General features: G+C 28.8%; 17 protein-coding genes. 13 read left to right on the top strand and 4 right to left on the bottom strand.

The features are described 5' to 3' along the window. On the bottom strand, positions 1-392 hold a 392-nt coding region (locus tag B5E92_RS04965), incomplete at its 3' end, for a GTP pyrophosphokinase family protein (protein WP_394337371.1). Between the two features lie 76 nt (positions 393-468). On the opposite strand from B5E92_RS04965, the gene B5E92_RS04960 reads away from it, so the two are divergent. Together B5E92_RS04960 and B5E92_RS04955 are read left to right on the top strand one after the other, a co-directional pair. After that, entirely contained in the window at positions 469-831 is a 363-nt protein-coding gene (locus tag B5E92_RS04960; protein ID WP_087299801.1) for a hypothetical protein, read from the top strand. Positions 832-984: 153 nt separating this feature from the next. Then, positions 985-2,973 (top strand): AAA family ATPase, encoded by a 1,989-nt coding sequence (locus B5E92_RS04955; RefSeq protein WP_087299799.1) that lies wholly within the window; start codon positions 985-987, stop codon positions 2,971-2,973. 2 nt (positions 2,974-2,975) lie between these two features. Here the strand turns inward: B5E92_RS04955 and B5E92_RS04950 are convergent, their stop codons facing one another. Together B5E92_RS04950 and B5E92_RS04945 are read right to left on the bottom strand one after the other, a co-directional pair. Further along, entirely contained in the window at positions 2,976-3,554 is a 579-nt protein-coding gene (locus B5E92_RS04950; protein WP_087299797.1) for a DedA family protein, read from the bottom strand. Further along, positions 3,554-4,468, bottom strand: a complete 915-nt coding sequence (locus tag B5E92_RS04945; protein WP_255376195.1) for a Na/Pi cotransporter family protein — start codon at positions 4,466-4,468, stop codon at positions 3,554-3,556. The genes B5E92_RS04950 and B5E92_RS04945 overlap by 1 nt, the downstream gene beginning before the upstream one ends. A 126-nt stretch (positions 4,469-4,594) precedes the next feature. Here B5E92_RS04945 and ispD point away from each other — a divergent pair, with 126 nt between their 5' ends. The 5 genes from ispD to rpsR all read left to right on the top strand — a co-directional run bounded on the left by ispD (position 4,595) and on the right by rpsR (position 7,703). Continuing rightward, entirely contained in the window at positions 4,595-5,233 is a 639-nt protein-coding gene (gene ispD, locus B5E92_RS04940; protein WP_087299793.1) for a 2-C-methyl-D-erythritol 4-phosphate cytidylyltransferase, read from the top strand. Further along, complete coding sequence (locus B5E92_RS04935) at positions 5,230-6,561, top strand: glycoside hydrolase family 3 N-terminal domain-containing protein (protein WP_087299791.1); 1,332 nt, start codon at positions 5,230-5,232, stop codon at positions 6,559-6,561. Before ispD ends, B5E92_RS04935 begins: the two co-directional genes overlap by 4 nt. A gap of 135 nt (positions 6,562-6,696) precedes the next feature. Next, positions 6,697-6,978, top strand: a complete 282-nt coding sequence (rpsF, locus tag B5E92_RS04930) for a 30S ribosomal protein S6 (RefSeq protein WP_087299788.1) — start codon at positions 6,697-6,699, stop codon at positions 6,976-6,978. Positions 6,979-6,990: 12 nt separating this feature from the next. Further along, complete coding sequence (gene ssb, locus B5E92_RS04925; protein WP_087299787.1) at positions 6,991-7,455, top strand: single-stranded DNA-binding protein; 465 nt, start codon at positions 6,991-6,993, stop codon at positions 7,453-7,455. Positions 7,456-7,472: 17 nt separating this feature from the next. Then, positions 7,473-7,703: a 30S ribosomal protein S18 gene (gene rpsR / locus B5E92_RS04920; protein ID WP_087299785.1), complete on the top strand. Its 231-nt coding sequence runs from the start codon at positions 7,473-7,475 to the stop codon at positions 7,701-7,703. A gap of 625 nt (positions 7,704-8,328) precedes the next feature. Here the strand turns inward: rpsR and B5E92_RS04910 are convergent. Then, positions 8,329-9,087, bottom strand: coding sequence for a DeoR/GlpR family DNA-binding transcription regulator (locus B5E92_RS04910; RefSeq protein ID WP_087299781.1), 759 nt, complete (start codon positions 9,085-9,087; stop codon positions 8,329-8,331). A 167-nt stretch (positions 9,088-9,254) separates the two neighbouring features. On the opposite strand from B5E92_RS04910, the gene phnX reads away from it, so the two are divergent. The 6 genes from phnX to B5E92_RS04880 are packed head-to-tail and all read left to right on the top strand — an operon-like array spanning position 9,255 to position 14,483. Next, on the top strand, positions 9,255-10,070 hold the full coding sequence (gene phnX / locus B5E92_RS04905) for a phosphonoacetaldehyde hydrolase (protein WP_087299779.1): 816 nt from the start codon (positions 9,255-9,257) through the stop codon (positions 10,068-10,070). Continuing rightward, positions 10,054-11,181 carry a phosphonoacetaldehyde reductase gene (locus tag B5E92_RS04900; RefSeq protein ID WP_158095191.1) on the top strand — a complete coding sequence of 376 codons (1,128 nt, stop codon included), beginning with the start codon at positions 10,054-10,056 and terminating at the stop codon, positions 11,179-11,181. The genes phnX and B5E92_RS04900 overlap by 17 nt, the downstream gene beginning before the upstream one ends. Positions 11,182-11,193: 12 nt before the next feature. After that, the gene (phnD, locus tag B5E92_RS04895; RefSeq protein ID WP_087299775.1) at positions 11,194-12,087 is read left to right on the top strand and encodes a phosphate/phosphite/phosphonate ABC transporter substrate-binding protein; all 894 of its coding nucleotides are present in this window, start codon (positions 11,194-11,196) and stop codon (positions 12,085-12,087) included. A gap of 14 nt (positions 12,088-12,101) precedes the next feature. Further along, the gene (phnC, locus tag B5E92_RS04890) at positions 12,102-12,884 is read left to right on the top strand and encodes a phosphonate ABC transporter ATP-binding protein (RefSeq protein ID WP_087299773.1); all 783 of its coding nucleotides are present in this window, start codon (positions 12,102-12,104) and stop codon (positions 12,882-12,884) included. Next, the gene (locus tag B5E92_RS04885; RefSeq protein WP_087299771.1) at positions 12,877-13,668 is read left to right on the top strand and encodes an ABC transporter permease; all 792 of its coding nucleotides are present in this window, start codon (positions 12,877-12,879) and stop codon (positions 13,666-13,668) included. Before phnC ends, B5E92_RS04885 begins: the two co-directional genes overlap by 8 nt. Continuing rightward, positions 13,668-14,483, top strand: coding sequence for an ABC transporter permease (locus tag B5E92_RS04880; protein WP_204245236.1), 816 nt, complete (start codon positions 13,668-13,670; stop codon positions 14,481-14,483). The genes B5E92_RS04885 and B5E92_RS04880 overlap by 1 nt, the downstream gene beginning before the upstream one ends. Positions 14,484-14,556: the final 73 nt, after the last annotated feature.

The raw sequence follows: 14,556 nt of genomic DNA, 5'->3' as shown, positions 1-14,556 counted from the left end.
TGAATTAATTTAATATCACTTTGTTTAACTAATAATTCTGCAATCCGATAAACATCACTAACATAATTACAAATAACTCGGACACCAGCGATATCAGTTAAATTTTCAACCATTGATTCTAATGAAACCTCAAGGTTTCTTTTCTTTAGTTTGTTTACAATACTATCTAGAGATTTTAATCGGTACTCCATATGATGAATAGGATTATGATCATGTTTTATTTTAAATTCATCATCAAGAATCTCTAATTTGGTCCTTATTTCTTTAATACCAGCTTCATAAACTTGTTGTAAAACAAGAAATTCTTTAACTGGCTGGTTTAATTTGATTTGAGAATTTAAAGATCCCAAGGAGTCAGTAACAATTTCTTTTTGCATTATTCGATTATTCATAAAACTTAATACCTCTTTTAAATATTTTTTGTATAACTTAATCATAGTTGGTAATAATGAACTTGAGGTGAACTATATGAAAAAAACAGTTATAATCTTATTAATTTTAATGAACATCGTAACCGTAGATGCTTCTGGCAATGAACCTAAATATAAAATAATAGCTAATAGTAACAGCGATGAAGATATAGAAACAATGTATGAAATTAAAGACTCTTTAATCAAAGATTATCAACAATGGGTTAAAAGTGTTGATGACGTTGATCAGGCTTTAGCCGATCATCAAAAAAACTATAATGCTAAATATTACAATGGTGAATATAAGATTGTTTTAGGTGAAGGTAAGGGAAAAAAATTGACCGGAGCATTAAAGACAAGTTATTGTGTTACAAGTAAGGAAATAAAAAAGAAATCATTTTTGGCAGAATTATTTTCATAACTATCGAAAGATAGTTTTTTTTATTAGCTATAAAAATAAAAATTACAGTTAATAAATATTGGCTATTATTTCAAATACCGTTTTATGTTTAAAATAAAAATGTTTCGTTAATAATTTAAGAGGTGAAACATATAATAAAATTAGAGGTGGAACATGTTAACAAAATTTGATGAACAAGCCCAAAAAGCAATTGTAGTAGCTGAAAGCATTGCCTTTGATTTAGGACACAATAATGTTGGCAGTGAGCACTTATTACTTTCATTATTGAAGATAAGTGATTGTAAATTGCGAGACTTAGTAAAAGAATACGGTGTAAATGAAAAAAACATATATGAAGATATAAAAAGGTTGTTTGGGACAAATGATGATCAACCTTTTTATATGGAATATAGTGATGCTGTAAAGAATATTTTAGAAACAGCTGTGGAAATAACAAATAAGCAAAATAAAAGTAAAGTAACGCTTAATATCTTAACAATTTCTTTATTGAAAAATACCGAATGTGTAGCACATGAGTTATTAAAAAAATATCATGTAGATTTTGATGATATTATTTATCAGTTAAATGAAAGTAGTGAATTAGAAACAAAATTAGATCAAATACCTTCATTAGTAAATCTAAATAAGAAAGTAAAACAAAGTGAACACTTAATTATTGGTCGTAAAAAAGAATTAGAAAAATTATGTATGATTTTAAGTAAGAAAGAAAAAAATAATGCTTTGATCATTGGAGAAGCTGGTGTTGGTAAATCAGCTTTGGTAGAAAAACTAGCCTATTTAATTAATCAAAATAAAGTAAATGATGGATTGAAGAAAAAAATTATTTATGAGTTAAGTTTATCTAGTATTGTAGCTGGAACAAAATATCGAGGAGAATTTGAGGAAAAATTACGAAAAATCATCGACAAAGTTAAAGACATGGATAATGTAATTATTTTTATTGATGAAATTCATAATATAATTGGTGCTGGTGGTGCTGAAGGAGCCATTGATGCAGCAAATATTTTAAAACCATATTTAGCTCGTAAAGATCTAACTATTATTGGTGCTACGACTACTGAAGAGTACTATCAGCATTTTGAAAAAGACCAGGCCATGAATCGTCGTTTTAGTGTTATTACTTTAAAGGAAAATACTAAAGAAGAAACATTAGAAATATTACAAAAGACAAAACTATTTTATGAACGATTTCATCAGATTGAAGTCAATGATGAGGTGTTGACATATCTTGTAGAAAATGTCGATCGTTATATTAAAAATAGAACATTTCCTGATAAAGCTATTGATATATTTGACTTAGCTTGTGTAAAAGCTCGATTTAAACAACAGCATATTATTACTAAAAAAATTGTAAAAGAGGTAATTGAAGAATATACATCTATAAAGATAAATGATAACTATGATTTTGAAAATATTAAAGCAAAACTAAATCAAAAAATAGTTGGTCAAAGTAAAGCAATAGAACAAATTGTTAATCAATTAAAGCTCTCGAAAGATTCATTGCAGCCTAAAGTAATGATGTTTTTAGGAAATAGTGGTGTTGGTAAAAGTGAGACGGCTAAAGAATTAGCTAGATTGTTATCAAGAAAATTAATTCGTTTAGATATGAGTGAATATCGTGATAGCAGCAGTGTTCAAAAAATTATTGGTGCTGCTCCAGGTTATGTTGGCTATGATAAGCCAAGTTTATTATTAGGACAATTGCAAACTTATCCTAAAAGTGTTTTATTATTAGATGAAGTGGATAAAGCTAGTCCTGATGTTTTGAGTTTGTTTTTACAGGTATTTGATGAAGGGTATTTAGAAGATAGTCATAAACGTAAAGTATATTTTAATAATACAATTATTATTATGACATCTAATAAAGGAGTAGTTAAAAATCAATTAGGATTTAAAAAAGGTAATAATTTTAGAAAGGTCAATGGTTTTTTTAGCGAAGAATTTATTAGCCGGATTGATGAGATTATAAGTTTTAAAAATCTTAGTAAACAGGATTTAAAGAAGATTATTAGAAAACATTTTAAAGAAAAGATTAGAGAAGAGGATATTGAAAATATCTTAGATGAATATAATATGGAATTACAAGGGCGCGGTATTATTAAAGCAGTAAATAAATATTTATTGAAAAAGGTAAAAACTTAAATTTAAGTTCTTACCTTTTTTACTATAAAAATAATAATTAAAATAAAAACAATGATGATAGAATAACGTTGTAAATAAAAACTAATCAGCTGCCAGTTATCACCTAAAAAAATTCCAAAATATACTAAAACAGCATTCCAAATTAAACTACCAATAATTGTATAAATAGAAAAATTAAAAAAGTTCATTTTAGTAATTCCCGCTGGAATTGATATCAAAGAACGAATAATTGGAATTAATCTTCCTAGAAAAACAATAATCTTACCATATTTATCAAACCAGTTGATTGAACGATATACAGAGTCATTATTAAAATGAAGTTTAATAGTCAAAAAAGAAATTAAACGATTATAATCAATTAAATAACCACAGAAATATAATATAACAGCTCCTAAATAAGAACCTAAAGTAGCAACAATAATTACACCCGGAGGATCAAGATTGGAAATTGTAGTTAAAAAACCACTAAAAGTTAAAATCAATTCACAAGGAATTGGTGGGAAAATATTTTCTAAAGTAATTAATACTAAAATGGCTTTATAACCATAAAGATTAATAAATTCTATAAAGCTAGTTAACATTATTTCTCTCCTTTGGTTATGGGAATAATTTTATAAGCAAGATAGATTAAACAAGAATCAAATGGTAAAAATAAAATTGTTGAAACTAGATTAAAAAATGTATGCATATATGCTATTTGCATTGAATAGTTTGAAGTTAAATTTTCGATAAAAGAAACAAAAGGAATAAAATAAGATGCTACTACAAAAACTAATGTACCAATAATATTGATCAAAACATGAATGACACTTAATCGTTTAGCGTTGGGATTACCATTAATAGAACTTAAAAAAGCTGTAATACAAGTACCAATATTCTGACCATAAATAACATTAGTGGCCATATTAAAACTGATTAATCCTTTTTTATAGATTGTTTGTAAAACTCCAACAGAAGCAGTAGAACTTTGAATGATTGCTGTAAATAAAGTTCCAGCTAAAATAGCTATTAAAGGATTATTTAATTGAGAAAATAAGTTCATAAAAAAAGTAGATTTTTGAATTGGGGCAAGAGAAAGTGACATTGCATCCATGGCTAAAAAAATCAAACCTAAGGCCATTAATAATCGGCCCAAGTATGTTATTTTGTTTTTAAAAAACATCAGGATAAAACCAATAATACAAAGATAAATCGCTGATTGACCCAAATCCAAAGCAATCATTAAACCAGTAACTGTTGTACCGATATTAGCGCCTAAAACAATCCAGGTAGCTTGATACAAAGAAATTAAATGACTATTAAGCAAACCAATAAGAATAATAGTCATCGTTGAAGAACTGTGGATGATGGCGGTAATTAAAGTACCGGTTAATACACCTACATATTTATTTGCCGATAGATGATATAAGATTTTTTTTAATTTATCGTTTGCTAAGGTATCTAAGCTAGATGATAGAATGTGCATACTAAAAAGGAAAACACCTAAACTTAAAATAAAACCAATTATATTTTTAATGATTGATCACACCCTTTTTATTAAATTATATTAATTAGTTGGTAGATAATGTTTATTTTCAAGATAATCATTAAATGATACAATAATCTAAAAGGGAGTGAGAAAATGGATTATAGTGCAATTGTATTGTGTGCTGGAAAAGGTAGTCGTAGTGGCCTTAGCTATAATAAGATGTTATATCGATTTAATGATAAAACAGTCTACGAAATGACGATGTCGGTATTTCTTCAGGATCAAAGATGTAAACAAATTGTAGTAGTGACTAAAGAAGATGAAATTAACGAGATTAAAGAATTAGTTAATGATAAGCGAATTGTTTATGTTTTCGGTGGTAAAGAAAGACAAGATAGTGTTTATAATGGTTTACAGGTAGTAGATCAAAAGATCGTATTGATTCATGATGGAGCAAGACCCTATTTAACAATCGATAATATTGATAGTTTATTAGAATGTTTAACTAATAATGATGCTTGTTTATTAATGGTTCCTGTTAAAGATACAATTAAGTTATGCCAGGATGGTAAAGTAGTTGAAACACTACCTAGAAATTTATTAATGCAAGCTCAAACACCACAAGCTTTTAAAACTAGTTTAATTAAAGAGTGTTATCAAAAAGCTAAAGATGAAAAATACGAAGCAACAGATGATGCTTCATTAGTAGAAAAGTTTACTGAAGTACCTGTAATGTCTGTTCTTGGAAGCTATGAAAATATTAAAATTACTACTCCAGAGGATTTAAAATGACAAAAGCTAAAATAATAAGTAAATTGATTATTATTGTTGTTTTAATAGGTTTAATTACTGGAGCTGGTTATTACCAGTATTTATTACTGATGGATAAAGATTCAAATATAATAATTAATCGAATTACGGCTCAAATAATAAGTGTCTCTAAGGATACAGTTACAATTAGAGATGATAAAAATAGTGAATATAAGTTAGATAAGTCCCTTTTAAATGATTCAAAAAATTTGATTTTTGGTAATGATATTACAATTAGTTATACTGGTGATATTAAAAGTGAATATGAGATAATAAATAGTAAGGTTACCGAAAATAAAATTATCAATGCTGATATTAGTTTAGATAAACGAAAGGAATTATCAAATATAGTACAAGCAATGACCATTGAAGATAAAGCTGGTCAATTGTTATTAGTATTAGATTCAAAAAACTTATTAACCGATCAAACAATGAGTGGCTGTGTATTATTTGAAGATGATTTTGCCAATAAATCTCGAAATGAAGTAATTGAAAATATTGAAAGATATCAAAGCAATGCCAAATACCCAATGATTATTGCTGTAGATGAAGAAGGTGGTTCTGTAGTTCGTGTCAGTAAATATTTGCGAGATAACCGTTTTAGATTACCTCAAGATGTTTATAAATCAGGAGGAATGGATTCAATAATAAGTGATGCGACAGAAAAATCAGAATATCTAAAAGAATTTGGAATAAATGTTAATTTAGCACCAGTAGCTGATGTTGCAACAAATGAAGATGATTATATTTATAGACGCTCATTTGGAGTGGATGCTGATGCAACTAGTAATTATGTAAGAAATGTTGTAATGGCTATGAGTGATATAAAAATGGGTAGTGTTTTAAAACATTTTCCTGGTTATGGAAGTGCTCCTGGTAGTGGTGGAACTTATCATGATAGTCGAGATTTTAATAGTTTAAAAAATAATGATTTATTACCGTTTAAAGCTGGTATTGAAGCTGGAGCTAATAGTATATTAGTAACTAATAATATTATTGATAGTGTCGATAATCAAAATCCCGCTACTTTATCTAAAGATATTCATGATCTTCTAAGGGAAGATTTAAAATATAATGGGGTTATTATGACTGATGACGTTACTGATTTAAATAATAATGAATTTGGAAATGATAGTGAAATAGTGATTAAAGCTATAAAAGCTGGCAATGATTTAATTATGACAAGTAGACCACAAATCTATTTTGAAAGTCTTATAACAGCAATAAATAATGATGAGCTATGTTTAAATGAATTAGATCTTTCAGTTTTAAGAGTTATAGCATGGAAAGACAGCTTAGATATTATTTAAAAAAGATGATTTAATCAAACAAATTATTGCTTTGTTTAAAAAGTTGTGCTATTATAACTAAGCATGTAAAAATATTAATTTACTGCCTGCTTATTCAAAAAGAAATAAGCCGATAGACCATAGGAGGTATAGAAGATGAACAAGTATGAAATTATGTTTATTGTAAAACCTGACGTTGAAGAAGACGCTAGAAATAAGTTAATCGAATATTTCAAAGGTGTTTTAACAGCTAATGGTGGAACAGTAGATAACGTTAACGAATGGGGTTTACGTGATTTAGCTTATGAAATCAAAGACTACAAAAAAGGTTACTATGTAGTTGTTGATACAACTTGCAGTGGAGCTGATATCGCTGAATTTGAACGTTTATCAAACATTAATGCATCTGTATTACGTCATTTAACACTTCGTAGATAGGAGGCATTATCGATGATTAATAGAGTAGTTCTTGTCGGACGCATGACTAGAGATCCTGAATTAAGAAGAACACCACAAGGTGATGCGGTTACTTCATTTACTTTAGCAGTAAATCGTAATTTTACTTCTAGAGATGGACAACAACAAGCAGATTTTATTAACTGTGTTGTTTGGCGTAAACCAGCAGAAAATGTGGAAAGATATTGTTCTAAAGGAAGTTTAGTTGGTGTTGAGGGAAGAATCCAAACTCGTAGTTATGATAACCAACAGGGGCAAAGAGTTTATGTAACTGAGGTTATCTGTGATAGTGTTCAATTTTTAGAAACAAAAGCTGCTAGAGAGAAAAATCAAACTCAAATGCAGCAACAACCACAAAATAATGATAATTTCTATGATATGAAAACAGTTGAATTAGAAAAAGAATTTGATAATTCATTGAATACTTTTGATATCATGGAAGATGATATTCAGTTTTAATGAAAGGAGCTAAAAAAATGGCATTTAGAAAACAAAGAATGGGTAGAAGAAAAGTTTGCTACTTCACAAAAAACAAAATTACTTACATCGATTATAAAGATGTTGAATTATTAAAAAGATTTATTTCAGCTAACGGTAAAATTATTCCAAGACGTGTAACTGGAACTAGCGCTAAATATCAAAGACAATTAGCTACAGCTATCAAACGTGCTCGTCAAATGGCATTATTACCATACGTTGGTGAATAATAAAATAATTAGATATTAAAAACCTCGATTTATCGAGGTTTTTTGTTTTCTTTGAAGGATTGACATCAATATGTATTTTTGCAAAGATACACTAAAAAACGGTTGATTAAGACTTTTCCATAACTATTATATTTTTTTGATAAGGTTTATCAATATTGATTATGAGGTTATCAAAATTAATATTAGTTAAAATAAGAGCTAATAATTTTCCATTATATAGGCCGGTAAAATATAAGATTGTAAATATAATGCTATCAATTCCATTATCATAATAATCAATAAGTTTTTTATATATTACTATTTTTGGCATTTATGTTATCCTATACTTTTGACAGATTTGTATGGACCAACTTTCAAGCTACAGGATTAGCTTTTATAATTAAAAATAGTGTTTATAATACCATTGATTTTATTTTGATAAGCAAGAGAATTAAGTGTTTAGTTTTGTCAAAGATGCATATCCATAGTTGTTATTTTATTCGTCCTTTTATTTTTAAAATAGGAAAGAATATGATTGATAATAATATTTTCTTTGGTTATTTTTGGTTTAATTCGATAGTTAGAAATGGAAAAATAATGGGGATATATAATATGTTTATTGGATAATGAAAAAAGGGCTAAATTATCAAATGATTTTTAGTCCTTTTTCTTTAAAACTATTTTTTTGAAGATCACTTATTAAATGATCAGAAATGAGTAAATGAATGTCATTTAATTTTAGAATATTTTTTTTGGATTTTTTTCCAAATTTGGTTGAGTCCATAACTGCAATACATTGATGAGATTTATTGACTAGTGTGTTTATTATCGGAAAATCATTATAGCGAAAATCAGAGAAGCCATTTTCTAGACTTACAGCATTTATAGATAAAAAAGCAATATCAGGATTATAGAGACTAAATTCATTTTCACATGTTTGGCCATAAAATGAATTTTCTTTTTTATCTAAAAAACCACCTATACAAATAATATCAATAAATGGACTATTTTTGAGAATTTGTATGACAGATAGATTATTTGTAATAACTGTAAAAGGAAATTTTAAAGAAAGCATTTCTGACGCTAAAATGGTATTAGTAGTACCCGAATTTAAAGCTATAGTTGAATTTTCTTTAATCATCATGATGGCTTTTTTGGCAGCTTCCCTTTTTAATTCTATGTTCTTTATTTCTCTTTCATGAAAAGTAGAGATAACTGTTGTATTATCAATACTGGCAGCTCCGCCACGAGCACATTTTAATAAGCCTTTTTCTTCCATTTTTTTTAAATCTCGACGAATAGTATCGATTGATACATCTAATATATTGACTAAATCCATAGTTTTTACAAATGATTTTTTTTCTAATTCTTTTTTGATATATTCTTCTCTTTCCTGATATAACATGATTTCACCTCACATATGATTATAGCTTATATCAAAACAATAAACAAAATAAAAATCAAACTTAATGCAAGTTTTACTTTAAAATAACGGTAATTTAACGCAAAAACATGCATTATACTGTAATATAATGCATGTAAAAGCAAAATAAAGCAAAAAGGAGAAAAAAAATGGAAAATATTCAATTAGTTATATTTGATTGGGCAGGTACAACTGTAGATTATGGATGTATAGCACCATTAGATGTATTTCAAAAAGTATTTGCTGAAAAGCAAATTGATTTATCTTTAGAAGAAGTATGTAAGCCAATGGGGATGGGGAAAAAGGATCATATCCGTACTTTATTGCAAACAGAAAACGCAACTAAACAATGGTATGAAATTTATGGAAGAAACTGGACTGAAGACGATGTTGAAGAATTATTTAAAAATTTTAATCAGACACTATTAAAAAATTTACATCAATACTGTACACCAATAGACGGTGTTTTAGATACGGTTGATATTTTAAGAAAAAGTGGAATAAAGATTGGTTCTACAACAGGGTATACCAAAGAAATGATGGATATTGTTGTACCTGAATCAAAAAAATTAGGGTATGAACCTGATTATTTAGTTACATCAGAAATGGTTGGAACAGGAAGACCACATCCGTTTATGATTTATGAAAATATGAGACATTTTGATATTTTTCCACCTAAATGTGTCATTAAAGTAGGAGATACTGCTACTGATATTAAAGAAGGAAAAAATGCAGGAGTATGGAGTGTAGGAATTGTTAAAGGATCAAGTGCTTCGCAAATGACTCCTGAAATGGAACAGAACTTATCAGAAGCAAAGAAAAAAGTTTATTATGAAAAAGCTGTAAAGGTTTTTAAGGAAGCGGGAGCGGATTTTATCATTCATTCTATTAAAGATTTACCGCAATTAATTGATCAGATCAATGTAATGCTTCAAAGAGGAAATGACGATGGAAAAATTTTATAATCCTGTAAAAATTTATCAGGGAAAAGACAGTTTACAAGAATTGAAAAATACAGTAAATGAATTAGCGGCAAGAAATATTTTGCTATTAACATATCATCAAGATGTTATGAAACATGAAGTGATGAATGAGGTACTTGATATTTTGGATCAGTATCACGTTGTAACTAAAGTATTTACTGTATCAAATCCTGATATCAATGATTTATACCAATTATACAATGATACAAAAGATGAAAGTATAGATTTAGTTATTGCTGTAGGTGGTGGTAGCGTCTTAGATGTGGCAAAATCACTTTGCTGTTTATATGCTGATAAGGATGATTCTGTTAATGATATACGTCATAAAATAAAAAATAAACAGTATAAAAAGCCAAAATGCCATTGGTTGGGTTTACCAACAACTTGTGGAACTGGTAGTGAAGTGACATGCTGGGCAACAATCTGGGATCGCGAACAAGAAAGTAAACTATCGTTAGAAAGTCAGCAAAACTATGCATATGCTGTATTTGTTGATCCAAGACTGCTTATTTCAATGCCAAAATCATTGGTTGTTTCTAGTGCATTAGATGCAACTGCCCATGCTACTGAAGCTTATTGGGCTAAACATACTAATATGATTTCTAAAATTTATGCATTGTCAGCAATTCAAATGATTTTGCCACATTTGGAAGCAATTATGGCAGGTGATCAAAGATTAGTACATTATGATGCTTTATCGAAAGGAAGCATGTTGGCTGGAATGGCATTTTCCAATACTAAAACAACTGCATGCCATTCAATATCATATCCATTGACACTTAACTACAATATCCCCCATGGGGCTGCAGTTAGCTTATTGATAGAACCGGTGATGAAAAAGAATTTAATGATTCTTGATAATCAGGAACAGCTATTATCAGCATTTGGTGTTAAAAATGTAGATGAGCTTGGCTCAAAAATAAAAAATTATTTGCAACAAGTAGGAATCGAAACTTCTTTAAAAAAATGGAATGTAAAAAAAGAAGATTTGAAAGTTTTGGTTTCCCATTGTTTCACTGCAGGACGGATGGAAAATAATCCACGTGATTTGGATGAAAATGATGTTTATGACATTTTAGAAAGTATCTATTAAAGGGGAGTCTATATGAAAAAATTAGGTTTATTATTGATGATATTTTGTTTAAGTTTTTCATTAACAGGATGTGGCAATAAAGAAGAAAAAGTATTAACAATAGCTTATGCACCTAATGAATCGACAGAACAGAGTACAGATGCCAGAAATGGTTTGGCTAAAGATTTAGAAGAAACTCTTGGGGTTGAAGTAAAAGAAATACAAGCTACAGATTATAATGCTATTGTAGAAGCTTTAAGAACGGGGAAAGCAGACATGGCTTATATGGGGGCTTTGGCGGTTGCTTTAGCAAATGAAAGAGCTCAGGCAGAACCGATTGTTATGAAAGCTGTTGATGGCGATAAGGAAAAAGCTATCTATCATTCCTTGTTAGTAACAAAGAGTAATCGTAGTGATATTAATACGATTAAGGATATTAAAGGGAAGACAATGGCTTTTGTTGATCCAGAATCTACATCAGGAAATTTAGTTCCTACTTCAGAAATCATTAATGCTTTTAGCAATGAGAAATTAACATCTAATACATTACATACAAATGGAAAATTTTTTGAAGCAGTCAGTTATTCGGGAAAACATCAGGCTGGATTGCAAGCTGTAATCAAAGGTGATGTTGATGTAGTTCCTATTTCAGATCAGATATTAGCATCAGAAATTAGTAATGGAAATGTTAAGGAATCTGATATTAAAATTATTCATCAGTCTGATCCAATACCAGCAGAAGGTTTTGTTGTCAGTAAGAATATGGATAAAAAGATGAAGCAACAGATTCAGGATTTCTTAATTGATTATAATAATAAAGATTATTTCAAAATGGTTATTAAAGAAGAAAACGCTCGTTTTGTTCAGGCAACAATTGAAGATTATCAAAGTGTTATAAAATTAAATAAAACACTAAATGAAGAATAAAGGATGATAATTATATGGATACATTATTAGAATTTAAAGATGTCGGTAAAGTTTATAAAAATGGAACAGAAGCATTGAAAAATGTTTCTTTCCATATTGATAGTGGTGAATTTGTTTCTGTTATTGGTCCTAGTGGTTCGGGGAAATCAACTTTATTACGATCAATTAATAAGCTTAATGATATTACTTCAGGTCATATTATCATCGATGGTGAAACGATTCATGATAAAAAAGGTAAAAAACTTCGAATGATGAGAAGAAAAATTGGCATGATTTTTCAGAATTATAATTTAGTATATCGATTATCAGTTTTGCAGAATGCTTTACATGGACGATTAGGGTATATGTCAAAATTTGATGGAATTTGTGGAAGATATAAAGAAGAAGATAAAAAACAAGCTATTGCCTTACTAAAAGAATTAGGATTAGAAAAACATATATATAATCGTGCTTCTGATTTATCAGGGGGGCAAAAACAAAGAGTAGGAATTGCACGTGCCCTGATGCAGTCACCAGAATTGTTATTGTGTGATGAACCGATTGCTTCTTTAGATCCGTTAAGTTCAAAGAAGATAATGGACAAGTTATATAAAATGACACATGAACGAAATATTGCTTGCATTGTTAATCTGCATCAAGTTGATATTGCTAAAAAATACTCAACTAGAATTATTGGATTATCAAAAGGAGAAATTGTTTTTGATGGGAAACCAGAGGAGTTAACTGATGAAGTATTGGAAATGATTTATGGAACAACAATGAATGAATTAGTGACAGGGGTACCGGAAAATGAATAGTACAAATCATCAAAGACGAAAGATGAACACTCTATTTTTAATGATGGTTATCGTATGTGTTGTTGTAAGTACAATATATACTCAATTTAATATTTTAGATTTAGTAAATAATTTTGATCAGTTTATCTACTTTTTGACCCATGATTTTCTTCCTCCAGCAATGTTGGATAAAGAAACTTGGCTGGAAGTAAGTCATAGTATTGTTATTACCATTGCAATGGCTATTTTATCGACAACAGTAGCTGGCATATTTGCATTTTTTGTTTCATTATTTGGCAGTGAATATATCTCACCTTTTCCTAAAATATGCAAATATATTCGAGGTGTTGCTACCTTTTTAAGGAATATTCCAGCATTAGTATGGGCTTTTATTCTCTTTTCATCCTTAGGAATAGGGACAGGAGTTGGTGTTGTAGCCTTATTTATGACTAGTTTTGCCTTTATGATTAGAGCATTTATAGAGACAATTGATGAAGTTTCACAAGATTGTATTGAAAGTTTGGCAGTAGTTGGTGCAACGTTTTGGCAAAGGGTATTTCAGGGAATTGTGCCTACTTGTATTTCTGGTTTTATTTCATGGTTTTTATATTGTTTCGAAGTTAATATTCGCTCTTCTACCATCGTTGGAATGGTTGGTGGAGGCGGAGTTGGTCTCGTTTTATTCTCATATTTAAAAGGATTTCATTATAATATTGCGACAACAATTATTCTTATTATTGCCATAATGGTTATTTTGGTAGATATTTTGACTGGATATTTAAGAAGAAAGCTGGTGAGCGATTAGTGGAGCAAGTTATGGAATGTCGTTATAAAAATAATAAAAAGATTGAAGTTAGATGTAAAGACAGTCAGAAAATATTACCTCTTTTCATGATATCGGTATTGCTTTTATCGATTATAAGTTTATTTATTTTAAATGTTGACTGGTTAAAACTTTTTTCTAGAGTACCAGAAATAGGTGTTGTCTTTTATAAATTAGCATTATTTAATTTTGATAAATTTGATCTTATTTTCAGTTCTTTTTTTGAAACGGTTTCTATTACATTATTATCTACGTTTTATAGTTTGATTTTAGGATTGTTCTTTGGTATGTTAGCAGCTCAAAATGTATTTAGAATCAAAATATTGTCCACGTTTATCAAATGCTTTTTCACTTTTTTAAGAGCTGTACCAACACCGGTATGGGTATTACTGATGCTGGTGTGTTTAGGGTTTGGACCATCAGCAGGAATTGCTGGTTTATGTGTACATACTACAGCTTTTTTTACTAAATCCTTTTCTCAAAGTTTTGAAGATATAGCAAACGATACTATTGAAGCGTTAGAAGCATCTGGAGCTTCAAAAATACAAATATTTATTTCTGCTATATTACCTTCATCATTTACTCAGATTATTGCGTGGTTAGGTATGAGATTTGAAATTAATTTTGCTGAATGTGCTATTTTAGGGATGGTAGGAGCTGGAGGAATAGGTTATGTTATTTCATCTAGTTTGCAGTCCTACGATTATGGAACAGCTGGATTAGCGATTTTACTGGTATTTTTATTTGCGATAATAATAGAACGATTCTTTGTTATATTAAAAAAGAAACTGAAATAATAGATATTGAAAGAATAGCGGATGCTATTCTTTTTTTATAAAAGATTGTAATAATAGGAGAATATCAAAACTA

This window comes from Erysipelatoclostridium sp. An15, assembly GCF_002160675.1.
In the GTDB taxonomy this organism is placed as follows: Bacteria; Bacillota_I; Bacilli_A; order Erysipelotrichales; family Coprobacillaceae; genus Thomasclavelia; species Thomasclavelia merdavium.
This window is presented reverse-complemented; position numbering and strand designations above follow the sequence as displayed.